Raw genomic sequence first — 24,939 nt, forward strand, 5'->3', positions numbered from 1 at the left:
TCACCTGGTAGCACCGGGGCTCCTCGTCGTCGTGGTGGTGTGCTCGCCGTCTACTGTCGCACGGTACGTCGCCTGCGTGACCAGCAGAGACGCGTGCGTGCCGCGGGCGACGACCCCGCCCTCGTCGATCAGCACGACCTCGTCGGCCGCGGCCAGGGCCGACAGCCGGTGGGTCGCGACCACCACCCCGCGGGGCTGGTCCGTGCCCCGCCCGGCACGCAGCAGGTCGGCCACGAGCTGGTCGGCCGTCGCGGGGTCCAGGTGCTCGGCGGGCTCGTCCACCAGCAGGAAGGTCGCGGGGGAGCAGAGAGCGCGCGCGAGCAGGAGCCGTCGGCGCTCGCCGCCCGAGATGGTGGCGCCGTCGGCGCCGAGCGTCGTGAGGACGCCGTCGGGCAGACCGGCGAGCCACTCCCCGAGCCCCGCCCGCTCGAGCGCGGCGACCGCCTGCGCCTCGGCGACGTCTCCCCGGGCCACCCGGAGGTTCTCCAGGACCGTCGTGCTGAACACGTGGGCGTCCTCGGTGGTGAGCACCACGTGCTGTGCCACGGTGTCGTGCGACGCGGTGCGGACCGGTCGGCCGTCGAGCGTGAGCGACCCGCCGACGGGGTCGACGAGCCCGGCGAGGGTGAGCAGGGTGGTCGTCTTGCCCGTCCCGCTGGGCCCCACCAGCGCCACCGAACGCCCGGGACGCAGGTCGAGGTCGAGCCCGGCCACGACCGGCGCCGTCCCGGGCCAGCCGCAGGCGAGGTCGCGAGCGGTGAGGGACAGGGCGGTGAGGGACCGGGCGGTCGAGCGCTGCGCAGGGATGCCGGCCTGCGGCTCTCGGTCTACCTCGGCGATGTCGTCGAGCACGTCGTCCTTCTCTGGGGGGCCGTCGCGGTCGGGTGCGCCGTCCCCCTCGGGCGTGGCGGCGTCCAGCAGCGCCATGATGCGCGCGGCGGCCTGCCGTGACCGGTGCATCTGGATGGCGGCGGCGGGGAGCGTCTGGGTGATCTCGAAGACCGCGAGGGGCGTGAGCACCACGACGGCCAGCTGGACGGGGCCGAGGGTCCCGGCTGTCACGGAGGGGATGGCGAGCAGCATGGTGGCCACGACGGCGAGCCCGACCGCGAGCGTCCCGATCCCCGCGGCGAGCCCGGAGGTGCGGGCACCTGCGTCTGTGGCAGCGGCGAGACGACCGTCGGCCTCGGCGAGGGCCTCTCGCCGAGACCGGAGGTTCCCCGACACGGTGAGCGCGGCGGCGTCGTCGACGATCTCGAGGGCGACCGCCGCCATGTCGGACCTCGCCCGGGCCGTGCGCCGCTCGGTCGTGGCGGCACCGCGCGCGGCGAGCCACGGGCCGACGATCCCGGAGAGCACGAGGCAGCCGGCCAGGGCCGCCGCGGCACCGAGGTGGAACACCCCGACGAAGGCCACGGACCCCACACCGAGCACGACGGCCACCGCACCGGGGAGGATCGCACGGACCACCACGTCGCCGACCGCGTCGACGTCGGCGCCGACCCGGGCGAGCAGGTCGCCGCGCCGCAGCGCGGCGACGGCGTCGAGGCGCCCGCCCGCGAGGGCGGCGTAGATGCGGGTGCGCAGCGACGCCATGCCGCGCAGCGCGACGGTGTGCGAGGCCAGCCGCTCGAGGTAGCGGAACAGCCCGCGGGAGATGCCGAACATCCGCACCGACACCGTCGCGACCGTGAGGGTCATGACCGGGGGCATCTGGGACGCCCGCGCGATGAGCCACGCGGAGACCGCAGCGAGGGCGATGGCGCTGCCCAGGGCGAGGACGCCCAGCAGCAGCGCTAGCGCCGCCCGCCGCAGGTCGACGTCGAGGAGCCGCACGGCTCGGCGCAGCGGGTCGGCGGAGCCGTGCGAGGAGCGTGGCTCGGTGGTGGCGGAGGGGTCGGTGGTGGCGGACAGGTCCGCCGCGACGGAGGTCTCGGGCGCTCGGGGGCTCATGCGTCGACCTCGTCACGGGTGCGGGGGGAGGAGGTGACCTCGACGACGTCGTCCGCGAGGGCGACGAGGCTCGGCCGGTGCGCCACGACCAGGACGGTGCGCCCCGCCTCGCGCAGCGCGGCGAGGGAGGCGAGCACCTGGTCCTCGGCGAGGGCGTCCAGGTGCGCCGTGGGCTCGTCGAGCACGACGAGCGGCTCGTCGCCGAGCAGCGCCGCGGTGAGGGCGACGCGCTGGCGCTGGCCGACGCTCAGGCCCACCCCGCCCTGACCGAGCACCGTGTCGAGGCCGTCGGGCAGCGCGGCGACCACGGCGTCGAGCCCCGTGAGGCGCATGGCCCGGGCGGTCGCGGCAGCGGTCCCGGCAGCGGTGTCGTCAGGGTCGAAGGTGTCGCCCCGGGGGCCCTGGTGCTCCGCGCCCGAGCGGCGCGCGGCGTCGAGCGTCGCACGGATCGAGCCGGGTGGCAGCGCGCTGCGCTGGGGGAGCCAGGCGATCTGCCGCCACCAGGTCTCGAGGTCGACGGTCGCCAGGTCGGTGCCGTCCACCTGCACGGTCCCGGCGTCCGGGCTGACGAGGCCGAGCAGCGCGAGCACCGTCGTCGTCTTGCCCGAGCCGCTCGGCCCGGTGAGCGCGACGATGCGTCCGGGCGCGATCGAGGCGGTCAGCCCCGACGGGGCGCTGACGTCACGACCGGGAGCCACGACGCCGACGCCCGAGAGCGTGACGGTCGACCGGGCGAGGTCGGGTGCGGCGACCGTGCCGCGGGGCCGCAGCGGCTCCTCGATCACGGCGAAGGCCTTCTGCGCCGCCGTGATGCCGTCGGTCGACGCGTGGAACTGCACGCCGATCTGCCGGATCGGCAGGTACACCTCGGGGGCGAGCACCAGGACGGCGATCGCGACCTCGAGGTCGACCTGCCCGTAGACCAGGCGCAGCCCGACCCCCACGGCCACGAGGGCGACCGACAGCGTGGTGAGCAGCTCGAGCACCATGCCGGAGAGGAAGGCGACGCGCAGCGTCTTCATCGTCGAGCGCGTGTAGGCCTCGCCGAGCTGGCGGACCCGGGCGACGGGGCCGCGCTCGCGGCCGAAGGCCCGCAGCGTCGGCAGACCGGCGAGCAGGTCGAGCACCTGCGAGCCGAGCCGCTGCATGACCGCGAGCCTGCGCTCGGAGTACGCCTGCGTCAGCTGGCCCACCAGGATCATGAAGACCGGGACGAGCGGGATGGTGACGACGACGATCACCGCCGAGATCCAGTCGAGCCCGAAGACCACGACGAGCGTCGCGGGGGTGACCGTGACGGCCAGCAGGAGCTGGGGGAGGTAGCGCACGAGGTAGGGCTCGAGGTCGTCCAGACCTCGGGTCGCGAGGGTCACCACGTCGACGCCCTGACCGGTGGCGAGCCAGCGAGGCCCGAGCCCGGCGGCGTGCTCGAGCACCTGGCCGCGCAGGCTCGTGACGACCCGGGTCGCGGCGCGGTGCGCGTAGCGCTCCTGCAGGCCGTTGACGACGGCCCGCGCCACGACGACCGCCGCGAGCCACCGGAGGTGGCCCGCGACGTCGCCGAGGGTGGCGCCGGAGGAGACGACCGGCGCGAGCACGGCCGCGATGAGCAGGGCCTGTGCGATGACGAGCCCGGCGGTGACGATGCCGAAGGCCGTGGTCAGCAGCACGTACCCGCGGGCAGGCGCTGCGTACCGGAGCAGCTTCGGGTCGAGAGGCTTCACGTCAGTGGGTGTCCTGCGGTGTCGGGGTCTCCGGCGTCCCGGACGACGGCGGCGTGCCCCGGCCGTCGGTGCGGCGCGGCGGGGTGAGCGACGGCAGGCCGATGGGCTCGGGGATGTGGTGCGTGCCGATGCGCTTGCGGAACACCCAGTACGTCCACGACTGGTAGAGCAGGACGAGGGGCGTGAGGAACAGCGCGACCCAGGTCATCACGGTGAGCGTGTACTCGGTCGAGGACGCGTTGCGGATGTTCAGGGAGTTGGCCGGGTCGTTGCTCGCCGGCATGACGTCCGGGTACATCGAGCCGAAGATGAGCACGACGGCGGCGAGGATCGCGAGGGCGGACCAGAAGAACGCCCAGCCCTCACGGGCCCGTGCGTTCGAGACCACGACGGCGACGAGAGCCGCCGCGGCGACGGCGACCGCACCCCAGGTCCAGGTCGTCCCGTAGGCGAGCTGCGCCCAGAGGGCCCAGCCGCCGGCCGCGACCACCGAGGCGACCGAGAACATGCCGGCCAGGCGGCGGGCCCGGACGCGGATGTCGCCCTCGGTCTTGAGCGCCACGAACACGGCACCGTGCGTGAGGAAGAGCAGCATTGTGACGACGCCACCGAGCAGCGCGAAGGGGGAGAGGAGGGAGAAGAACCCGCCCGTCATCGTGTGGTTCGCGTCCATCTCGACACCGCGGACCAGGTTGGCGAAGGCGACGCCCCAGAGGATCGAGGGGAGCCACGACCCGATGATCACCGAGGCGTCCCAGCGGCGGCGCCACGTGGCGTCGTTGATCTTCGAGCGGTACTCGAAGCCCATGCCGCGCACGATGAGGCAGATGAGGATGATGAACAGCGGGATGTAGAAGCCGGAGAAGAGCGAGGCGTACCACTCGGGGAACGCCGCGAAGGTCGCCCCGCCGGCGGTCAGCAGCCACACCTCGTTGCCGTCCCAGACGGGGCCGATGGTGTTGATCATGACCCGGCGGTCCTTCTCCTTGCGACCGAGGATCGGCATGAGCATGCCGACGCCGAAGTCGAAGCCCTCGAGCACGAGGTAGCCCGTCCACAGGACGGCGATCAGTACGAACCAGAGCACCTGGAGTGTTTCGAGGTCCACGTCGTAGGTCCTTTCTCGCGGTGCGGAGGGTCAGTAGGCGAAGGACAGCGGACGGTCGGCCGTGTCGTCGTCGTCGGATCGGGCCTCGGGGGAGTCGTCGTGGACGGTCTCGGGCGCGCCCTCGACCATGTACCGCCAGATGAGGCGGACCCAGACGACGGTGAGGACGGTGTAGACGAGCGTGAAGATCGCCATCGAGGCGAAGACCACCCCCGCGCCCTGGGCGAGCGAGACACCGTTCTCGGTGAGCATGCGGATCTGGTCGATGCCTGTCGGGTTGGGCACCACGACCCACGGCTGACGCCCGGCCTCGGTGAAGATCCAGCCGAAGGACGACGCGAGGAACGGCATGGGGATCGCGATCAGCCCGACGCGGGCCAGCCAGGTGCTGTCGCTGACCCGCCCCTTGCGGGTGAGCCACAGCGCCATGACCGCGAGCAGGGCCGACCCGGCGCCCAGGCCGATCATGAGCCGGAAGCTCCAGTAGGTGAGGGCGAGGTTGGGCGAGTAGTCGATCGGGTTGCCTGCGGCGTCGGTGTCGCCGTAGCGCTCTTCCATCTGCTGCTGGACCTCGTCGATCCCCGGCAGCGGGGCGGAGAAGGACCCGTCGGCCAGGAAGCTGGTCAGCCCGGGGATCTCCAGGACGTGCGTGACGTTCTCGCAGTCGTTGGCCAGGTTGCCGAGGGTGAGGATGGAGAACGGCGCCCCGTTCGGCGAGGACTCGCACAGGGCCTCGGCCGCGGCCATCTTCATGGGCTGCTGCTGGAACATCAGCTTGGCCTGGGCGTCGCCCGACACGGCGATGCCGGCACCCGACACGATCATCACCACGAGCCCGAGGATCACCGCAGGCCGGTACACGTCCCGGGCGACCTCCTTGCGCCCGCGACGGACCTCGCGGACCATCCACCAGGCGGCGATGCCGGCCACGAAGGTCCCGGCTGTCAACCACGCGGCGGTGATGGTGTGCGGGAACGCGGCGAGGAGGGTGTTGTTGGTGAGCACCGCCCAGATGTCGTTCATCTCCGCGCGACCGGTCTCCGGGTTGAAGACCGCCCCCACGGGGTGCTGCATCCAGGAGTTGGCCGCGAGGATGAAGTAGGCCGAGAGGTTGGTCGCGACGGCCACGGCCCAGATGCACGCGAGGTGGATCTTCTTGGGGAGCTTGTCCCACCCGAAGATCCACAGCCCCAGGAACGTCGACTCGACGAAGAACGCGGCGAGCGCCTCCATGGCGAGCGGGGCTCCGAAGACGTCGCCGACGAACCGCGAGTACTCGCTCCAGTTCATGCCGAACTGGAACTCCTGGACGATCCCGGTCACCACGCCGATGGCGAAGTTGATGAGGAGCAGCTTGCCGAAGAACTTGGTGAGCTTGAGCCAGCGCTCGTTGCCCGTGCGGACCCAGGCGGTCTGCATGATGGCGACCAGGGGTGCGAGCCCGATCGTCAGAGGTACGTAGAAGAAGTGATAGACGGTGGTGATGGCGAACTGCCACCGAGCTATGTCCAGGACGTCCACGGTGCTCCTGAGGGTGTGGGTGGGGCGCGAGGCGGGGCGCGGGGTGCGGCTCGAACTGACGCTATGCCGTGAAGATTTCGGGGTGTGGGACCAAGGTCCCTGCCCCGTGCAGGAAGGCGTCCGGCCCGCGTGACCTAGGTCTCGAATCGCCCGTCAGGGTCAGTCTGGCCCGCGCCCTCCCGCGCGCGCCAGGGGCCCGACACGCGTGGGCGCGGTCTCGGCGGGCCGATCTGGACCGCTGTGCGATACTGAACGAGGCTCAAGGGCCCCACACGCCCTCGATGCCGAGCTTGTGAACGCAGCACGTGCGAATCGCGGATTGTGTCGCGCCGCAGCCGGGAGAACTGCCCGGCCGCCTGGCGCACACCGTCGCTCGCCCTGCCGCGTATCCACACCGACGACTTCCGTCGCGGCACACCAGTGCCGACGACGACTGAACAGCCCTGGGGGCACCGCTCGTGTGGGGCGGAGCCGTATCAGGGCACCTGGAGCACACCACGTGACGCTCGACCCCACGAACACGACCGAACCGACCGACGCGACAGCGAAGAAGCCCGCGCGTCGCCGCGTGACCCGCCCCGCCGCCGCCCCTGCGGCCGAGGCCGGAGACAGCACCAAGGACGCCACGAGCAGCGAGGCGCCCCGCAGCACCTCGACGACGAGCGCCCCGGCTGCCGAGACCGCCGCGCCGGCCCCCAAGACCCGCAGCCGACGTGCCACGTCCGCGAAGAAGACGGTCGAGACCTCCACGGCTCCGGCCGCCGAGGCTGCAGCCGCAGAGCCCGCCGCGGCCCCGGCGGCGGCCCAGAGCGCCGCACCGACCGAGGCTGCGACCTCGACCGAGGCCGCTGCACCGGCGAAGGCCCCGCGCCGTTCGCGCCGGGTCACCAAGACCACCGAGCAGCTCGACGTGTTCGCCGAGCTCTCCGGCCCGACGAGCGCACCCGCTGCCGCTGCGAGCACCGCGCCGGCCGCCGCGGAGACCGCTCCCGCTGCCGTCGACACCACGGCCGCCGTCGACACCCCGGCCGCCGCCGAGACGACGGCGCCGACCGAGGACGCCGCACCCCGTCGTCGCACCCGGGCAGCGACACGCAAGGCCTCGGCCCCTGCGTCCGCCGCCGCCCCGGCGTCTCAGGAGACCGAGCCGACCGCCGGCACCACGGCCCCGGCACCTGTGTCCGACGCCCCGGCCGAGGCGCCTGCCCGTGCACCGCGGCGCTCGCGCTCGCGTGCGGCGGCCCCGGCCACGACGCCGACCCACGAGGACGAGGTCGCCAGCCTCGACGTCGTGGCCTCGATCGAGGCCCTCGCCACCGAGCCCGCGTCGAAGCCGGCCCGTCGCAGCCGCAAGGCGGCCTCCGCGCCCGCGACCGCCCTCTTCGAGGACGCCGAGGTCTCCCGCCCCCGTCGTGCGGCGACCCGCGCCGCGTCGGCCCCTGCTGCGGTCGAGGCCGAGCAGACGGCCCCCGCCGCCGAGGCAGGCTCGACGAGCACCTCGACCAGCGACGTGCCTGCCGTGACCGCCACGGAGCCGCAGGCGGACGCGCCGCGCAAGACGCGCAGCCGTCGTGCCCGCAGCGCCGAGCCCGAGTCCCGTCAGGCACCGGCCGAGCCCGCCTCCGCCGAGCGCGACCACCAGGTCGCCGAGCCTGAGGCCGAGACGGTCGCCGAGGCCCCTGCCCGTCGCACCACTGCTCTGCTCTTCCAGGCACCCGACCCCGACGCCGGGCGTCCCCGACGTCGTCGGGCCCAGTCGCCTGCCGGCCCGCCCAAGGCGATCTCCGAGGCTGCTGCCGCCGTCGAGGTCGAGGAGGACGAGGACGAGGCCACCACCGACGAGGCGCTCGTCGCCGCGCAGGACCAGGACCTCGCCGGGTCCGACGAGGTCACGACGGACGAGTCCTCCGACGCTGACGACACGGACGACGCTGACGACTCCGACGGCTCTGACGATGCGGACACCGACGGCTCGGGCGCGCCCCGACGTCGCCGCCGCCGTGGCGGTCGTGGACGCCGCAACCGCGGTGGCAACGACCAGCGTGACGAGGACGACCGCGACTCCCGTCGGGACGACGACGCCGAGGGCGACGACGACTCCGACGACAGCACCGACGACTCGGGCGACACGCACACCGGCTCCTCGGACGAGGGCTCGCGCGGCGAGGGCGGGCGCTCGCGCTCGCGCCGCCGGTCCCGCGGTGCTGCCCAGCAGCAGACGTCCGACTCCGACGACGACGAGCCCGAGGGCTCGGAGGACTCCGACGACCACGACTCCGACGACTCTGACGACTCGGCGTCCAGCCGTCGTCGTCGTCGCCGCCGTCGTGGGTCGCGCGGGTCGGACAGCGACTCGGCGCCCAGCAGCCCCGCGGCGGGGCGCAGCCAGGGTGGCTCGAGCCGTTCCGGCCGGACCGGCTCGGACGAGGTCACCGCGCTCAAGGGCTCGACGCGTCTCGAGGCCAAGCGCCAGCGCCGCCGCGAAGGACGCGACGCCGGTCGTCGCCGCTCGATCATCACCGAGGCGGAGTTCCTCGCGCGTCGCGAGTCCGTCGAGCGCTCGATGATCGTCCGCGAGCGGAACGGTCGCACCCAGATCGCGGTGCTCGAGGACGGCGTGCTCGTCGAGCACTACGTGTCGCAGCAGTCGCAGGCCTCGATGGCCGGCAACGTCTACCTGGGCCGTGTCCAGAACGTCCTGCCCAGCATGGAGGCCGCGTTCATCGACGTCGGCAAGGGCCGCAACGCCGTCCTCTACGCCGGCGAGGTCAACTGGGACGCCGCAGGCATGGAGGGGCAGCCCCGACGCATCGAGCAGGCGCTCAAGTCTGGCGACTCGGTCCTGGTGCAGGTCACCAAGGACCCGATCGGCCAGAAGGGCGCTCGCCTGACCTCGCAGGTCACGCTCGCCGGCCGCTACCTCGTCTACGTGCCCGGTGGTGGCATGACGGGGATCTCGCGCAAGCTCCCCGACACCGAGCGTGCGCGCCTCAAGAAGATCCTCCGCGAGGTCGTCCCCGAGACCGCGGGCGTCATCGTGCGCACCGCCGCCGAGGGGGCCAGCGAGGAGGAGCTCCGCGCTGACATCGCCCGGCTCCAGGGCCAGTGGGAGGCCATCGAGAAGAAGTCGAAGACCGCGTCCGCGCCGGCGCTCCTCCAGGGGGAGCCGGACCTCGCCATCCGAGTGGTCCGCGACATCTTCAACGACGACTTCACGTCGCTGACGGTCTCCGGCGACGGTGCCTGGTCCGAGATCTCGGAGTACGTCAACGCCCTCGCCCCGGACCTCGCCGAGCGCGTCAAGCGCTGGACGAGCGATAAGGATGTCTTCGCGGAGGCCCGGATCGACGAGCAGCTCGCCAAGGGCATGGACCGCAAGGTCTGGCTGCCCTCGGGTGGCTCGCTCGTCATCGACCGGACCGAGGCCATGACGGTCGTCGACGTCAACACCGGCAAGTTCACCGGCTCTGGCGGGACGCTCGAGGAGACGGTCACGCGCAACAACCTCGAGGCCGCCGAGGAGATCGTCCGCCAGCTCCGCCTGCGCGACATCGGCGGGATCATCGTCGTGGACTTCATCGACATGGTCCTCGAGTCCAACCGCGACCTCGTCCTGCGCCGCATGGTCGAGTGCCTCGGCCGCGACCGCACCAAGCACCAGGTCGCCGAGGTCACCTCGCTCGGCCTCGTCCAGATGACCCGCAAGCGCGTGGGCCAGGGTCTCGTCGAGGCCTTCAGCGAGACCTGCGACCACTGCAACGGCCGCGGGTTCATCGTCCACGACGAGCCGAACGAGAAGCACTTCCAGGGTGGCTCGCAGCCCTCGGGCGCCCAGGTCGCCGCGCAGTCCTCGGCCCCGGCCGACGGCGGCGACAGCAAGCGCTCGCGCCGCAAGCGCGGGGGAGCCAAGGAGACCGAGAGCACCACGGTCCCCGTGCTCCCCGAGGCCCGTGAGGCCGTCAAGGCGACCCTGGCGACCATCGCCGCGGCCGCGGCGCACGCCCACGAGCACGACGACGAGCACGGCCACGCGGCCGGGTCCGCCGAGCAGGGCGAGCTCGCGGTCGTCGAGGTGACGGTCGTCGAGACCGAGCAGGTCGTGGACGAGGTCGAGCAGGCCGAGCCGGCCGACGACGTCACGGTCGGCGAGCAGGCGACCGAGACCGAGACCGGGGCAGAGGACTCCGACGAGCAGGAGCCGAAGCGGCCCGTGCTCGACGTGGTCGCAGAGCTCCGGTCGGTCCGCCGACCGGTGTCCGGCCGCGGTCGTGGCGCCAAGAAGGCCGACCAGGACTGACCGCAGGGACCGTAGGGCTCGAGACGAGGCCTCAGCACGCCGCAGGCGCGGACGACGACGTCGTCCGCGCCTGCGGCGTCTCCCGTGGTGGTGCGTCCCTGCACCGAGGCCTGCACCGGGCGCCGTCGGGGACGCCGATGAGTGCTGTCTCACAGGCCCGACGGGTGCCCGATGGTGGAGAGTGCCGTCGGAGTAGGGCATGATGGTCCTCGGAGCCTGACGGCTCCGTCTGTGCGCAGGTCGTGCAGGCACCTGCGAACCAGCCACCGAGAGCTGAGTAGCAGTGCTAGCAGTGGCATTTGACCCTGAGCGCAAGATTCCGTAATCTTGAACGTCGGCGCGTACTGAATCGCGCTGGTCCCTGTGTGCTCCCTGAGTCTGATGACGCCGCCAACGACCACGTCGATGGCCTGTCTACGAGTCAGGTGATGAGCATGCCGCAGACACTAAGAGAGATGAGCAGCAACGTGGTGTACGCGATCGTCAAGGCCGGTGGCCGCCAGGAGAAGGTTTCCGTGGGCGACGTCGTCGTCGTCGACCGACTTTCCGGCGACGCTGGCGAGTCCATCGAACTTCCCGCGCTGCTTCTGGTCGACGGGGAGAAGGTGACGACCAAGGCAGCAGACCTCGCCAAGGTCAAGGTCACCGCGGAGATCGTCCGGGACGAGAAGGGCCCGAAGATCACCATCCTCAAGTTCAAGAACAAGACCGGCTACCGCAAGCGTCAGGGTCACCGTCAGCAGCTGACCCGCCTGAAGGTCACCGGCATCAAGTGATTTTCTCGTCGCGGTAGGCCTGTGCCTCCTGCGAACGACCTCGTCAGACACTCTTCAGCAGGAAAGCAGGTTCGGCCATGGCACACAAGAAAGGCGCGAGCTCCTCGCGCAACGGTCGCGACTCGAACGCACAGCGTCTCGGTGTCAAGCGCTTCGGCGGTCAGCTCGTCAACGCCGGCGAGATCATCGTCCGCCAGCGTGGCACCCACTTCCACCCCGGCAACAACGTCGGCCGTGGCGGGGACGACACGCTCTTCGCCCTGACCGCCGGTGCGGTCCAGTTCGGCACTCGTCGTGGCCGCAAGGTCATCGACATCGTCGAGGCTGGCGTCTGAGCTTCAGACTCCTAGATCTTCCGCAAGAGGGGCGCACCGGTTCGGTGCGCCCCTCTTGCTCATGCTCGCCCCACCCTGTCGCGCTGCGGCAGCTCGCTCGATGATTGGTTGACCGATGGCTTCGTTCGTAGACCGCGTGGTCCTGCACGCCTCAGGCGGCAACGGCGGGAACGGCTGCGCCTCGATCCGCCGCGAGAAGTTCAAGCCGCTCGCCGGCCCCGACGGCGGCGCCGGAGGGATGGGCGGGAGCATCATCCTGCGCGTCGACGGTCAGGTCACCACCCTCCTCGAGTTCCACCACCTGCCGCACCGCAGCGCGCCCTCGGGCACCCAGGGCATGGGCGACTACCGCCAGGGCGCCAACGGCGAGGACATGATCCTCTCCGTGCCCGACGGCACCGTGGTCAAGGACACCGACGGCAACGTGCTCGCCGACCTCATCGGTCTCGGCGCGGAGTACGTGGTCGCCGAAGGCGGGCACGGTGGGCTGGGCAACAACGCGCTGGCCTCGAAGAACCGCAAGGCCCCGGGCTTCGCGCTCCTCGGCGAGCCGGGCAACGAGGCGTCCGTCGTCCTCGAACTCAAGACCATCGCCGACGTCGCGCTGGTCGGCTACCCGAGCGCCGGCAAGTCCAGCCTCATCGCCGCGATCTCGGCCGCACGGCCCAAGATCGCCGACTACCCCTTCACCACCCTCGTGCCGAACCTCGGTGTGGTCCAGGCCGGCTCCTCGCGCTACACGGTGGCCGACGTCCCCGGTCTCATCGAGGGTGCGAGCGAGGGCAAGGGCCTCGGCCTCGAGTTCCTCCGCCACATCGAGCGCTGCGCGGTCCTCGTGCACGTCCTCGACTGCGCGACCCTCGACCCGGGTCGCGACCCGGTGAGCGACCTCGAGGTCATCGAGCAGGAGCTCGCCGCCTACGCGCCGGACCTCCAGTCCGACGGCAGCCGCATCCCGCTCAACGAGCGCCCCCGCGTCGTGGTGCTCAACAAGGTGGACGTCCCCGAGGCCCGCGAGCTGGCCGAGATGGTCCGCCCGGAGTTCGAGGCGCGCGGCGTCAAGGTCTTCGAGGTCTCGGCCGCCAGCCACGAGGGTCTCAAGCAGCTCACCTACGTCCTCGCCGAGTACGTCGAGCGTGCCCGCAAGCTCGCGCCGAAGCCGAGCATGGCCCGCACGATCATCCGCCCGAAGGCCGCGGACGGCTCCGAGTTCACGGTGCAGCGCAAGGAGGCCGGCGGCCAGCCGTTCTTCGAGATCCGCGGCACCAAGCCCGAGCGCTGGGTCCGCCAGACGGACTTCACCAACGAGGAGGCCATCGGCTACCTTGCCGACCGCCTCGCGACCCTCGGCGTCGAGAAGCAGCTCTTCAAGGCGGGTGCTGTCGCCGGCGACGAGGTGCGCATCGGCCCCGAGCAGAACGCCGTGATCTTCGACTGGGAGCCCACCCTCGTCACCGGTGCCGAGCTCCTCGGTGGTCCGCGCGGTACGGACGCGCGCATCGCCGAGCAGCTGCGCCCCACCCGCGAGGAGAAGCGCCGCGAGTACACGGACCGCATGGACGCCAAGGCCGAGGCCCGCGCCGAGCTGTGGACCGAGCGCGAGCAGGGGCTGTGGACCGACCCCGACGTGGCCGTCGACGCGACTGTGGACACCAAGGCAGACGACTGACCACCTGCGCCACAATGGTCGGATGAGCGATTCCGGAACATCGATCTCTGACCGACACGACTCCGACTCGACCAGCAGCACCCCCCAGCGCACGCCGCAGGCACCCGGCGAGGGCGCCTCGGAGCGTGACAGCCCGATCCTCCCCGTCCCGAAGACCCCGCGGTCCCTCATGGGCACCGCGGGGCGGGTCGTAGTGAAGATCGGCTCGTCCTCCCTCACCCGTGAGGACGGCACGCTCGACTCCGACGCGCTGACAGCGCTCGTCCAGGTCATCGCCGCACGGCACGCCGCGGGGTACCAGGTCGTCCTGGTCACCTCGGGCGCCCTGGCGGCGGGCCTGGGCCCCCTCGGCCTCTCGGCCCGTCCCGGCGACCTCGCCACGGCCCAGGCCGCCGCGTCCGTGGGCCAGGGCCTCCTCGTGGCCCGGTACACCGCGGCCTTCGCGGCGCACGGCATCCAGGTCGGGCAGCTGCTGCTGACGGCCGAGGACACCGTCCGGCGCGGGCACTACCGGAACGCGCAGCGTTCCCTCGAGCGTCTTCTCGACCTGGGCGTCGTGCCCGTGGTCAACGAGAACGACGCGGTCGCGACGGACGAGATCCGCTTCGGCGACAACGACCGCCTCGCGGCGCTCGTCTCGCACCTCGTGCGCGCCGACGCGATGGTGCTCCTCACCGACGTCGACGGCCTCTACGACGGACCGCCGTCCCGTGAGGGCTCGAAGCGCATCCCCGAGGTGCGCAGCCCCGCGGACATCGAGGACGTCGAGGTCACCGGCAGCGGCAGCTCTGTGGGGACCGGCGGGATGGTCACCAAGCTCAACTCGGTCCTCATCGCGACGCAGTCCGGCATCCCGGTCGTGCTGACGCAGGCCGTGAACGTCGAGGGCGCACTGCGGGGCGACCTCGTCGGCACGTGGTTCCACGCGACCGGCCGCCGTACGACGCGACGCCGGCTCTGGCTCGCGTACGCGTCGAAGACCCGCGGCAGCCTGGTGCTCGACGACGGGGCCGTCCACGCGGTCCTCGGGGGCACGGCCTCGCTCCTGCCCGCGGGCATCACGGGGGTCGTCGGCGAGTTCGAGGCGTCGGACCCCGTCGAGCTCGTGGACCGCGAGGGGAGGGTCGTCGCCCGCGGGCTCTCGGCCTTCGACTCCGCGGAGATCCCCGACCTCATGGGGCAGACCACGGGAGACCTGCGCGACTCCCTGGGGGAGGGGTACGACCGTGCGGTGGTGCACCGCGACGACCTCGTGCTCGTGCGGCGCCGCAGGCGCAGCTGACCTCGGACCGCCCGGGCCAGGACGGCCCGGGCGGGACCACCCAGCGGACGTGTGTCGCGCTGCACGACGCAGTCGCTAGCCTGGAGGGATGACTCAGGCAGACGACGGCGCAGTGCGCCACGAGGTGACCGAAGCCGTGCTCGAGACCGCCCGACGCGCGAAGGTGGCGTCCCGCTCCCTCGCGGCGGCGACCCGCGCGACGAAGGACGCGGCCCTCAACGCCCTGGCCGACGCCCTCGTCGCGGCCACGACGGAGATCGTCGCCGCGAACGAGACCGACCTCGCGCGGGGGCGCTCCAACGGGACGTCCCCGGGGCTCCTGGACCGGCTCGCCCTGACGCCCGAGCGCATCGTCTCGATCGCCGACGCGCTGCGCGACCTCGCCGCCCTGCCGGACCCCGTCGGCGAGGTCGTGCGCGGCTCGATCCTGCCGAACGGGCTGCGCCTGCGCCAGGAGCGCGTCCCCATGGGTGTGGTGGGCATGATCTACGAGGCCCGCCCGAACGTCACCGTCGACGCTGCCGGGCTCGCTCTCAAGAGCGGCAACGCGGTGATCCTGCGCGGCGGCAGCGCCGCAGCCAGCTCGAACGAGGTCATCGTGCGGGTGCTCGCCAGCGCGCTCGAGGAGCAGGGCCTGCCCGCCGACCTCGTCCAGTCGATCGACGCGCACGGCCGCCCCGGCGCCGTCGCCCTCATGCACGCCCGTGGCCTCGTCGACGTCCTGGTGCCCCGCGGGGGTGCTGACCTCATCCAGACCGTGGTGCGCGAGTCGACGGTCCCCGTCATCGAGACGGGCGTCGGCAACTGCCACGTCTACCTCGACGCCTCGGCCGAGCTCGAGACCGCGGTCTCGATCGTGCTGAACTCCAAGACGCACCGCGTCGGCGTCTGCAACGCGGCCGAGACGCTGCTCGTCCACGCGGACGCCGCGCAGGCCCTGCTGCCCGGGGTGCTCGCCGCGCTCGGCGCGGCCGACGTGGTGGTGCACGCCGACGCGCTCACCGCCGCGCTCGCTCCGGAAGGCGTCACCGTCGTCCCGGCCACCGACGAGGACTGGGCCACCGAGTACCTCTCGCTCGACCTCGCGGTCCGCGTGGTGCCCGACCTCGACGGGGCCATCGAGCACATCCGCACGTGGACCTCGGGCCACACCGAGGCGATCGTCACCCGTGACCTGCGGTCGTCCGAGCGGTTCGTCGCCGAGCTGGACTCTGCCGCGATCATGGTCAACGCCTCGACCCGGTTCACCGACGGGGCCGAGTTCGGGCTCGGCGCGGAGATCGGCATCTCGACCCAGAAGCTCCACGCGCGCGGCCCGATGGGTCTCGCCGAGCTGACCACCACCAAGTGGGTCGTCAACGGCGACGGGCACGTGCGCGGCGCGGTCGCCGCCCCTGCGCGGCCGGTGACCTGCGCTCCGGCCGCCGAGAGCTCCGGTGACCTCTCGGGGTGAAGTGCGCGACGTTCCGTGCCGATAGGAGACGTGAGAGACTGGGCGCTCGAGAGACGCTCACGTCCCAGTGAGCGACGGGCGGGCCCTCCGGGCCGCCCGTGACCGACCCGATGGAGGATGACGTGTTCGCAACAGTGCTGGCAGCCGCAGAAGAGCACGAGGTCGTGAACCACCTCGCGATGCCGCCCGTCGCCTTCGGCATCACGACCTTCGTGGTCCTCTCCGCACTGATGGCCGTGACCTACGCCTTCCGCAGCGTGTGGACCCGTCACTGACCGTCGTCGAGATCCTGAGCTGATGACCTCTGTGCGGCAGCGTGTCGGTGTCATGGGTGGCACCTTCGACCCCATCCACCACGGGCACCTCGTCGCGGCGAGCGAGGTCGCGGCTCGGTTCGACCTCGACGAGGTCGTGTTCGTGCCCACGGGCCAGCCGAGCTTCAAGCAGGGGCAGGACGTCAGCCCTGCGGAGCACCGGTACCTGATGACCGTCATCGCGACCGCGTCGAACCCGAGGTTCACGACCAGCCGCGTCGACATCGACCGGCCCGGTCTGACCTACACCGTCGACACGTTGCGCGACCTGCGGGACCAGCGTCCCGACGCCGACCTGTTCTTCATCACCGGTGCGGACGCGGTCGAGCAGATCGCGACGTGGAAGAACGCCCCCGAGCTCTGGGAGATGGCGCACTTCGTGGCTGTCACCCGACCGGGGCACGTGCTGTCGGTCGCCGGCCTGCCGAGCGAGCACGTGAGCCTCCTCGAGATCCCGGCACTGTCCATCTCGTCGACCGACTGCCGGGCCCGGGCCCGCGCAGGCGACCCGGTCTGGTACCTCGTGCCGGACGGTGTCGTGCAGTACATCGCGAAGTACCGTCTGTACCGAGAGTCAGCTGTGAAGGTGGCATCATGACGAACCCAGCGGACGGCGCGCCTCTGACGCGCCGCCAGCTCCGCGAGCAGGCTGAGGCCGAGGCCGCCCGCACGGCAGCGGAGGCGGCGCCACCGGCGTACGCGCAGCCCGCGCCGGCAGCCGCACCGGTCCAGCAACCGCCGTCCGCACGCGAGCAGCCGCCTGCGGCGCAGCGCCCGGCACCGACCGCAGCCGCCGAGCGCCCGGCACCGGCGGCGGAGCAGCCGTCCGACCCGTCGCAGCAGCGACGCGAGCCCGCGCAGCGCACCGCAGCGCCCGCAGCCCCCGCAGCGTCCCAGGCCGCCCCGACGGCGGCTCCCGCCGCCGACCCGCAGGGGGCCGTGCGCCGTCCGACCGCCCAGGAGCGCCAGCCGGGGCTGTCACGGCGGTCGCTGCGAGAGCAGGCCAGCGCGGTCAGCGAGACCGGAGCGGTCATCGTGCCCCCGCACCAGACCGGAAAGATCCGGACCGTCGACGAGACGGGCGAGCTCACCGCGTCGCGCCCCGCCCGCCCGCAGGACGCCGCCGCTGCCACGACTGCCTCCGCGGCGCCCGGCGCAGGTCCGGCGTCCCCGAGCCCGACGGCACCGGCCGGGACCACCCCGTGGTCGTCGCCGGTCGCTGCCGGTGCGCGGACCGCGGGGCAGGGCTCCGCCGCGAGCGGTGCCGCGATGAGCTTCTCCCAGCGTCTGGCCGCCTCCGCGCCTCCCTCGGCGCGCCCTGCCGGAGCACGACCGCAGGCGTCGGCGCAGCAGCCCCAGGGGGTGCCTGCTGGTCAGCCGGCCGTGGCCCGCACCGGCACGCTCGACTACGCCTCGCGACAGCAGGCAGCGCAGCAGACCGCCGCCGAGCAGGGAGCACCGCAGGCGGCAGCAGGACAGCTGCCGTCGGTGCAGGCTCCGGTCCAGCCGGCGGCGCGTCCCGCGACCCAGCAGCCGAACCAGCGCCTCGGTGTGCCCGCGACGGGCGCGGGACGGGGCGCGAGCCCGACCGCCGTCCCTGCGGGGAGCCAGACCTGGGCCCCGGTGGCCCCGGCAGACGCCCCGTGGACGGCCGTCGCGGCGCCCGCGGTCGACACGTCGGCTGCGGCCGCCCGTGAGACCGACACCGGCGTCCAGCCCGGCAGCGCGACCGACCCCGACGCGACGGGCGTGCTCAGCCCTGTCGACGTGACGTCGGCGACCAAGGACGTCCCGCCGCGGCTCGCGGAGGAGCCCGAGTCGTTCTCCGGCATGCCGCGCTGGGACGCCATCACCACCGGCCCTGCCGCCCCGGCGGCCGGGGCGCTGCACGACGACGTCGAGACCGACCACGACGTCGACGAGCACGACGATGACGACTACGACGACGAGCCGGACCACAAGTACACCTGGCTGCACTACGTGATCCTCGTCGCGGTGGCCTTCGTCCTCGGGCTGATACTCTGGAAAGTCGCCCTGGAGGGCGAGAGCGGTGCGTCGTCTGCGTCTTCGGCCTTGTCGGTCACGTCGACCGACGCCTCGCGGACCTCGGCGGACCAGCCCGGCTGGACCACCGACACCTCCGGCGCCCCCGACACCGAAGACCTCTGAGGAGACCTGTGCCTGCAACCGAACGTGCCGTCGAGCTGGCGATCGCCGCGGCCCGCGCCGCATCTGACCGCAAGGCGGCCGAGATCATCGCCCTGGACGTCAGCGAGCAGCTCGTCCTGACCGACGTGTTCCTCATCGCGTCCGGCAACAACGAGCGACAGGTGTCGGCCATCGTCGACGCCGTCGAGGAAGCCCTCCACGGGCTCGGCGTGAAGCCGATCCGCCGTGAGGGCAAGGGCGAGTCACGCTGGGTCCTCATCGACTTCGGCGACATCGTCGTGCACGTCCAGCACACGGAGGACCGCGTGTACTACGCGCTCGAGCGCCTCTGGAAGGACTGCCCCGTCATCGAGCTGCCCGAGGACGCCCGCGGCGGCGACGGCATCGCGCCCGAGTACGAGGCCGACGACTTCGGCTACCCGGTCCCGGCCGACACGCGCGACGACACCGTATGAGTGCCGGCTCCGTCGTCTTCCTGCGGCACGGCCGGACCGCGTACAACGCGGCCGGGCGTCTGCAGGGGCAGGTCGACATCCCCCTCGACGAGGTCGGGCACTGGCAGGCCGAGCACGGCGCACGCGCGCTGGCCAACCTGCACGGCTGCGCGCGCGTGGTCGCGTCCGACCTCGTCCGCGCCCGGGTGACGGCGGAGCACTACGCACAGGTGGGCGGTCACGACCTCGTCATCGACGAGCGTGTCCGTGAGCGCAGCTTCGGTGACTGGGAGGGACTGACCCGCCCGGAGATCGAGGAGGGCTGGCCCGACGAGTTCGCCCAGTGGCGACGCGGCGAGCAGCCTGCCGGCGCGAGCATCGAGACCCGCACCGAGGTGGCCGAGCGCATGCTCGCGGCCGTCGAGGAGCACGGCGCCGACCTCGCGTCGGACGACACCCTCGTGATCGTCTCGCACGGGGCGGCCATCACCATCGGCGTCACCGCGCTCATCGGGCTGGACCCGGAGGCGTGGCGTGGTCTCAACGGGCTGCACAACGTCCACTGGAGCCACGTCGAGCGCTCCGGACCTGCGTCGGGGACTCCGTGGAGGCTCCTCGCGCACAACGTCGGGGCCGGTTTTCCGCTAGATCACTGGAACGCGGGACCCGATTGGAACTTGGAGCCAACTTCGGTCTAAGATTGCAACGCCTCGGCAACGGGGAACAAGAACTTCTTGAAGTTCTTGGGGCTGTGGCGCAGCTGGTAGCGCACCTGCATGGCATGCAGGGGGTCAGGGGTTCGAGTCCCCTCAGCTCCACCGAGAACGAAGGGCCCGACCGGAAACGGTCGGGCCCTTCGTCGTTCTCGCGACGGGTGGTGCGAGCCGAGAACAGGGGTGTGAGACGCCTCACAGGTGGTCGCCCGCCGGGTCTCTATGCTGGGTCGATGACCAGCCTGCACGAGCGCACCGCGACCGAGCTCAGCCGTCAGCTCCGGTCGGGAGAGCTCTCACCGACCGACGTCACCGAGCACTACCTGGGACGCGTCGCCGAGCGTGACGGCGCGCTCGGAGCCTTCGTCACCGTCACGCCCGAGGCCGCCCGTGCGCAGGCCGCTCGGCTCTCCGCAGAGGGTCCGCCGCCCGAGCCCGGCACCGCCCCGCTGTGGGGCCTGCCGACCGGCGACAAGGACCTCTCAGACCGCGCAGGCGTGGCGACCGGGTTCGGGTCGCGTGCCTTCTCGGGCTCGTACCGCTACGTGCCCGAGGTGAGCAGCGACGTCACCCAGGTCCTCGACGCGGCGGGGGTGGTGTCGCTCGGCAAGACCGCTGCACCCGAGCTCGGCTTCCCGTCGTACACGGAGACGCTCGTCGGGCCGCCGGCCCGCAACCCGTGGGACCTCACGCGCGGGTCCGGCGGGTCGAGCGGGGGTGCCGCCGTGGCCGTTGCCGCCGGGCTGCTGCCCGTCGCACCGGGCTCGGACGGCGGAGGGTCCATCCGCATCCCGGCCGCTGCCTGCGGTCTCGTGGGCCTCAAGCCGACCCGTGGGCTGCTGCCTGCCGGGGGAGGCGTCGAGTCGCTCGGCGGGCTCGTGGTCCACGGGCCGATCGCCCGGACCACCGCCGACGCCGCGCTCCTGCTCGAGGGCATGCTCCCGCGCACCGCAGGAGGCCTCGTGGACCACCCCCGCACGCTGCGCACGGCCGCAGGACCGGCCGGCTCGTACCTGGCGGCGGCCGAGACCGGGGAGGCGCCTGAGGGGCGTCCGCTGCGCATCGGGCTCAGCACCTTCAGCTCGTGGGACGGTGCGTACGACGTAGTGCTCGGCGACGAGGCGCGAGCCGCCCTCGACGCCGGGGTGCGGGCGCTGGGGGACCTCGGGCACGAGGTGGTCGACGCCGACCCCTGGGAGCCCGACCCGACCTACGCACCCGCCTTCAGGACGCTGTGGATGGCCGGGGCGGCTGCGGTGCCCATCGACGAGCCCGAGCGCCTCGCGCTGCTCGAGCCGCTCACGCAGTGGCTCGTCGAGCGCGGGCGAGCGGTGTCCGCACGCGAGCTCGTCGAGGCGCTCGGGGCGCTGTCCGCCTTCGAGCGGACGATGGTCGCCCGGGTGTCGGCCTACGACGCGGTCTTGCTCCCGGCGATGGCGCAGACCCCGCGGCCCGTCGGGTGGTACGACGCCACCGACCCGGAGCGGAACTTCGCGCAGCAGTGCGAGTACACGCCGTACACCTCGATGATCAACGTGTGCGGTCTGCCCGCGATCACCGTCCCGACGCACTGGACGGAGCCCGACGCGACGGCGCCGGCCGGCCTGCCGATGGGTGTGCAGCTCGTCGGACGCCCCGGTGCGGAGCGGACCCTGCTGGCCGTGGCGGCGCAGCTCGAGGCCGGCCTGCGCTGGCCGGACCGTCACCCGCCTGCCTGGTGAGATCTTGCCGTGGTCGCAGAGCCCAGACGGCTGCCGGCGGGTACATTGACGCAGGGTCGACAGCGATGCCGCCGCGACCCGCCCCGACCGGCGGCGCCCGTCGTGCCGCCACCTTCCTCGCCCGGTGGACCCCCACCTGATCGGAGCCTCCCATGACCGAGCCGCTCACCGACGCCCCCGCCCAGCCTGCCGCCGCCCGACGCCCCGTGCGCATCGGCGTGCAGATCGCGCCGCAGCACGCCTCCTACGAGAAGATCCGCGAGACCGCCGCGGCCCTCGAGGACCTCGGCGTCGACATCCTCTTCAACTGGGACCACTTCTACCCGCTGTCTGGTGAGCCCGACGGCCTGCACTTCGAGTCGTGGACCATGCTCGCGGCGCTCGCCGAGCAGACCAGCCGTGTCGAGATCGGCGCCCTGGTCAACTGCAACAGCTACCGCAACGCGAACCTCCAGGCCGACATGGCCCGGACCATCGACCACATCAGCGCCAAGGGCGGGCAGGGCCGGTTCATCTTCGGCACCGGCTCCGGCTGGTTCGAGCGCGACTACGACGAGTACGGCTACGAGTTCGGCACCGTCGGCACCCGCCTGGACGCGCTGGCTCGTGACCTCCCGACGATCGAGGACCGCTGGGGGAAGCTCAACCCGGCGCCCACCCGCAAGATCCCGGTGCTCATCGGCGGTGGTGGCGAGAAGAAGACCCTCCGGATCGTCGCCCAGCACGCCGACATCTGGCACAGCTTCAGCGACGCGGAGACCCTCGAGCGCAAGCTCGGGATCCTCGCCGAGCACGCCCGCGTGGTGGGTCGCGACGTGACCGAGATCGAGATCTCCACCGAGATCGGCAAGCGCAGCGTCGAGGAGGTCGAGCAGCAGCACGCCCTCGGCGCGACGCTCTTCACCATCGGTATCTCCGGCCCGGACTACGACATCTCCGGTGTCGCCGACTGGCTCGCCTGGCGCGACGCCAAGAACGCCCAGCACCAGGGCTGACGGACACCTGGCTCACGATCCCCCGACGGCCCGTCGCGCAGCACGCGCGGCGGGCCGTCGTCGCTCGCGGCTCAGACGGCTCGGGTGGTCCCGCGGACGACGAGGGAGGTGGGGAGCGTGACGTGGGTCTGCTCGGCCGGGGTGCCGCTGAGGAGGCCGACGAGGAGACGGACGGCGGTCGCGCCCATCTGCTGGATCGGCTGGTGGACGGTGGTCAGCGGGGGAGTGGTCGCCGTCGACTCGGGGATGTCGTCGAACCCGACGACGGAGAGGTCGCCGGGGACGTCGATGCCGAGGTCACGGGCGACGTCCATCACGCCGATCGCGGAGAGGTCGTTCGCGGCGAAGATCGCCGTGGGCCGGTCCGCCATGGTGAGCAGCTCGGTCGCAGGCTGGTGGGCACCGTCGGTCCGGTAGTCGCCGGTGCGCACGAGCGCCGGGTCGACGCGGACGCCCACCTCGCGCAGCGCCTCGACGTAGCCGGCCTCGCGCAGCGCGGACGACGCGAGGTCGGGCCGTCCGGTGAGGAACCCGATGCGGCGGTGACCGAGCCCCGTGAGGTGCCGGGTCGCCAGGAGCGCGCCGGTGTAGCTGTCCGAGTCGACCGTCGGGATGCCGACGGGGCCCGTGTGCGGGTCGATCGTGACCACGGGGATGTCGGTGTCGGGCTCGACGACCGTGGGGGTGACGACGAGGGCGCCGTCGATGAGCGTGCCGCTGAGCCGTGAGAGGTACCGCTGCTCCCACCCGGCGCCGCCGCTCTGGCGTGCCCCGGTGTAGGCGAGCAGCTCGTAGTCGGTCTCGAGCAGCGCCGAGGCGGCGCCCTTGAGGATCTCGGCGCTGAAGGGCTCGAACTCGGCCACGAGGATCCCGATGACGTGGGTGCGGTGCGAGCGCATGCTGCGCGCGACGAGGCTCGACTCGTAGCCGAGCTGCTCGATGACCTCCTGCACGCGCGAGCTCGTCGCGGCGGCGACGCCGTAGCGGGCGTTGATGACCTTGGAGACGGTCGCGACCGAGACGCCCGCGGCGTCGGCGACGTCCGTGATGGTGACCCGGCGCTTCATGCTGGCGACACTACCTTGTGTAAAACGTTATCGATAACGATTGACACGCACCGTGTCGCGCTGTCAGAGTCCTCTCACACCCACTGTCGACGATGACAAGGAGCACTTCGATGAAGAAGACGACACTGCGCACGGCTGTGGCGCTCACAGCCGCTCTCGGCCTGCTGGCAGGCTGCAGCTCGGGCGGCGGCGAGGCCGCCGACGACGGCGACGGCTCCACCCTCACCTGGTGGCACAACTCGAACACCGCGCCCGGCAAGGACTACTACGAGCAGGTCGCGGCCGACTTCGAGGCGGCCAACCCCGGCGTGACCATCACCATCAGCGCGATGCAGCACGAAGACATGGGCACCAAGCTCAACGCCGCGTTCCAGACCGGCGACACCCCCGACATCTTCATGGAGCGCGGCGGCGGCGAGATGGCCGCCCACGTCGAGGCCGGCCTCATCAAGGACATCTCCGAGCCCGCAGCGGCCGAGATCGAGAACCTCGGCGGCGCGGTCGCCGGCTGGCAGATGGACGGGCAGACCTACGCCCTGCCGTTCTCCCTGGGGCTCGTCGGCTTCTGGTACAACAAGGCGCTCTTCGCCGAGGCGGGCATCACCGAGGCCCCCGAGACCATGGACGACCTCTACGACGCCATCGACAAGCTCAAGGCCGCGGGCATCGCGCCGATCTCCGTCGGTGCGGGCGACGTCTGGCCGGCGGCGCACTACTGGTACTACTTCTCGCTGCGCGAGTGCTCCTCCGACGTCCTCAAGGACGCCGTGACGTCCAAGGACTTCTCCGACCCGTGCTTCGTCGCGGCAGGGGAGGACCTCGAAGAGCTCATCGCGGCCGAGCCCTTCAACGCCGGGTTCCTCGCGACCCCGGCGCAGGCCGGCCCGAGCTCGGCCTCGGGGCTCCTCGCCACCGAGCAGGTGGCGATGGAGCTCGCCGGGCACTGGGAGCCCGGCGTGATGCAGGGGCTCACCGAGGACCAGCAGGGGCTGGGTGAGGACACCGGGTGGTTCGCCTTCCCCGAGGTCGACGGCGGCGCGGGAGACCCGACCGACCAGCTCGGCGGCGGTGACGCGTGGGCCTGCTCCGAGCAGGCTCCCGACATCTGCGTGGACTTCATCAGGTACCTGCTGAGCGACGAGGTGCAGCAGGGCTTCGCCGAGAACAGCATGGGCCTGCCGACCAACCCGGCAGCGTCCGCGTCGGTCGCCGACCCGGTCCTCGCCGACCTGCTCGCCGTCCGCGACGAGGCGCCCTTCGTGCAGCTGTACTTCGACACGGCCTTCGGCGAGAACGTCGGCGGTGCGATGAACGACGCGATCTCGCTGCTGTTCGCCGGGCAGGCGACCCCGCAGGACGTCGTCGACCAGGCGCAGACCGCAGCCGACGGCGAGTGAGATGGCCGGCA

The 24,939-nt window shown here is 72.3% G+C and carries 19 protein-coding genes and 1 tRNA gene; 15 read left to right on the forward strand and 5 right to left on the reverse strand.

What is annotated here, in order from left to right; genetic code table 11:
- The 4 genes from cydC to SKED_RS05575 are packed head-to-tail and all read right to left on the reverse strand — an operon-like array spanning position 1 to position 6,306.
- Positions 1–1,953 carry a thiol reductant ABC exporter subunit CydC gene (gene cydC / locus SKED_RS05560; protein ID WP_012866148.1) on the reverse strand — a complete coding sequence of 651 codons (1,953 nt, stop codon included), beginning with the start codon at positions 1,951–1,953 and terminating at the stop codon, positions 1–3.
- Positions 1,950–3,677 (reverse strand): thiol reductant ABC exporter subunit CydD, encoded by a 1,728-nt coding sequence (gene cydD / locus SKED_RS05565; RefSeq protein ID WP_012866149.1) that lies wholly within the window; start codon positions 3,675–3,677, stop codon positions 1,950–1,952. Before cydD ends, cydC begins: the two co-directional genes overlap by 4 nt.
- A gap of 1 nt (position 3,678) precedes the next feature.
- A complete protein-coding gene (gene cydB, locus SKED_RS05570; protein WP_012866150.1) occupies positions 3,679–4,785 on the reverse strand; it encodes a cytochrome d ubiquinol oxidase subunit II in 1,107 nt (368 codons plus the stop codon).
- Between the two features lie 30 nt (positions 4,786–4,815).
- Positions 4,816–6,306: a cytochrome ubiquinol oxidase subunit I gene (locus SKED_RS05575; RefSeq protein WP_012866151.1), complete on the reverse strand. Its 1,491-nt coding sequence runs from the start codon at positions 6,304–6,306 to the stop codon at positions 4,816–4,818.
- 499 nt (positions 6,307–6,805) lie between these two features.
- Here SKED_RS05575 and SKED_RS05580 point away from each other — a divergent pair, with 499 nt between their 5' ends.
- The 14 genes from SKED_RS05580 (at position 6,806) to SKED_RS05640 (ending at position 22,464) form a co-directional block, all read left to right on the forward strand.
- Positions 6,806–10,603 (forward strand): Rne/Rng family ribonuclease, encoded by a 3,798-nt coding sequence (locus SKED_RS05580; protein ID WP_012866152.1) that lies wholly within the window; start codon positions 6,806–6,808, stop codon positions 10,601–10,603.
- A 467-nt stretch (positions 10,604–11,070) separates the two neighbouring features.
- Entirely contained in the window at positions 11,071–11,379 is a 309-nt protein-coding gene (gene rplU, locus SKED_RS05585; protein WP_174269741.1) for a 50S ribosomal protein L21, read from the forward strand.
- A gap of 77 nt (positions 11,380–11,456) precedes the next feature.
- Entirely contained in the window at positions 11,457–11,714 is a 258-nt protein-coding gene (rpmA, locus tag SKED_RS05590; protein ID WP_012866154.1) for a 50S ribosomal protein L27, read from the forward strand.
- A gap of 115 nt (positions 11,715–11,829) precedes the next feature.
- Complete coding sequence (gene obgE / locus SKED_RS05595) at positions 11,830–13,383, forward strand: GTPase ObgE (protein WP_012866155.1); 1,554 nt, start codon at positions 11,830–11,832, stop codon at positions 13,381–13,383.
- A 22-nt stretch (positions 13,384–13,405) separates the two neighbouring features.
- Complete coding sequence (gene proB / locus SKED_RS05600) at positions 13,406–14,665, forward strand: glutamate 5-kinase (protein WP_012866156.1); 1,260 nt, start codon at positions 13,406–13,408, stop codon at positions 14,663–14,665.
- Between the two features lie 88 nt (positions 14,666–14,753).
- Complete coding sequence (locus tag SKED_RS05605) at positions 14,754–16,118, forward strand: glutamate-5-semialdehyde dehydrogenase (RefSeq protein ID WP_042437815.1); 1,365 nt, start codon at positions 14,754–14,756, stop codon at positions 16,116–16,118.
- Positions 16,119–16,240: 122 nt separating this feature from the next.
- The gene (locus SKED_RS20265; protein ID WP_169310131.1) at positions 16,241–16,393 is read left to right on the forward strand and encodes a hypothetical protein; all 153 of its coding nucleotides are present in this window, start codon (positions 16,241–16,243) and stop codon (positions 16,391–16,393) included.
- 22 nt (positions 16,394–16,415) lie between these two features.
- Complete coding sequence (nadD, locus tag SKED_RS05610; RefSeq protein ID WP_012866159.1) at positions 16,416–17,030, forward strand: nicotinate-nucleotide adenylyltransferase; 615 nt, start codon at positions 16,416–16,418, stop codon at positions 17,028–17,030.
- Complete coding sequence (locus SKED_RS18895) at positions 17,027–18,601, forward strand: hypothetical protein (RefSeq protein ID WP_012866160.1); 1,575 nt, start codon at positions 17,027–17,029, stop codon at positions 18,599–18,601. The genes nadD and SKED_RS18895 overlap by 4 nt, the downstream gene beginning before the upstream one ends.
- 8 nt (positions 18,602–18,609) lie before the next feature.
- Entirely contained in the window at positions 18,610–19,056 is a 447-nt protein-coding gene (gene rsfS, locus SKED_RS05620; protein WP_012866161.1) for a ribosome silencing factor, read from the forward strand.
- A complete protein-coding gene (locus tag SKED_RS05625; RefSeq protein ID WP_012866162.1) occupies positions 19,053–19,733 on the forward strand; it encodes a histidine phosphatase family protein in 681 nt (226 codons plus the stop codon). Before rsfS ends, SKED_RS05625 begins: the two co-directional genes overlap by 4 nt.
- Positions 19,734–19,780: 47 nt before the next feature.
- Positions 19,781–19,853 (forward strand) — tRNA-Ala (locus SKED_RS05630).
- Positions 19,854–19,981: 128 nt separating this feature from the next.
- Entirely contained in the window at positions 19,982–21,469 is a 1,488-nt protein-coding gene (locus tag SKED_RS05635) for an amidase (RefSeq protein WP_012866163.1), read from the forward strand.
- Between the two features lie 152 nt (positions 21,470–21,621).
- Positions 21,622–22,464 (forward strand): LLM class F420-dependent oxidoreductase, encoded by an 843-nt coding sequence (locus tag SKED_RS05640; protein WP_012866164.1) that lies wholly within the window; start codon positions 21,622–21,624, stop codon positions 22,462–22,464.
- A 71-nt stretch (positions 22,465–22,535) separates the two neighbouring features.
- Here SKED_RS05640 and SKED_RS05645 read toward each other — a convergent pair whose 3' ends face one another.
- Complete coding sequence (locus SKED_RS05645) at positions 22,536–23,531, reverse strand: LacI family DNA-binding transcriptional regulator (protein WP_012866165.1); 996 nt, start codon at positions 23,529–23,531, stop codon at positions 22,536–22,538.
- 110 nt (positions 23,532–23,641) lie between these two features.
- On the opposite strand from SKED_RS05645, the gene SKED_RS05650 reads away from it, so the two are divergent.
- The gene (locus tag SKED_RS05650; protein WP_012866166.1) at positions 23,642–24,928 is read left to right on the forward strand and encodes an extracellular solute-binding protein; all 1,287 of its coding nucleotides are present in this window, start codon (positions 23,642–23,644) and stop codon (positions 24,926–24,928) included.
- Positions 24,929–24,939: the final 11 nt, after the last annotated feature.

Source organism: Sanguibacter keddieii DSM 10542 (genome assembly GCF_000024925.1).
GTDB lineage: Bacteria > Actinomycetota > Actinomycetes > Actinomycetales > Cellulomonadaceae > Sanguibacter > Sanguibacter keddieii.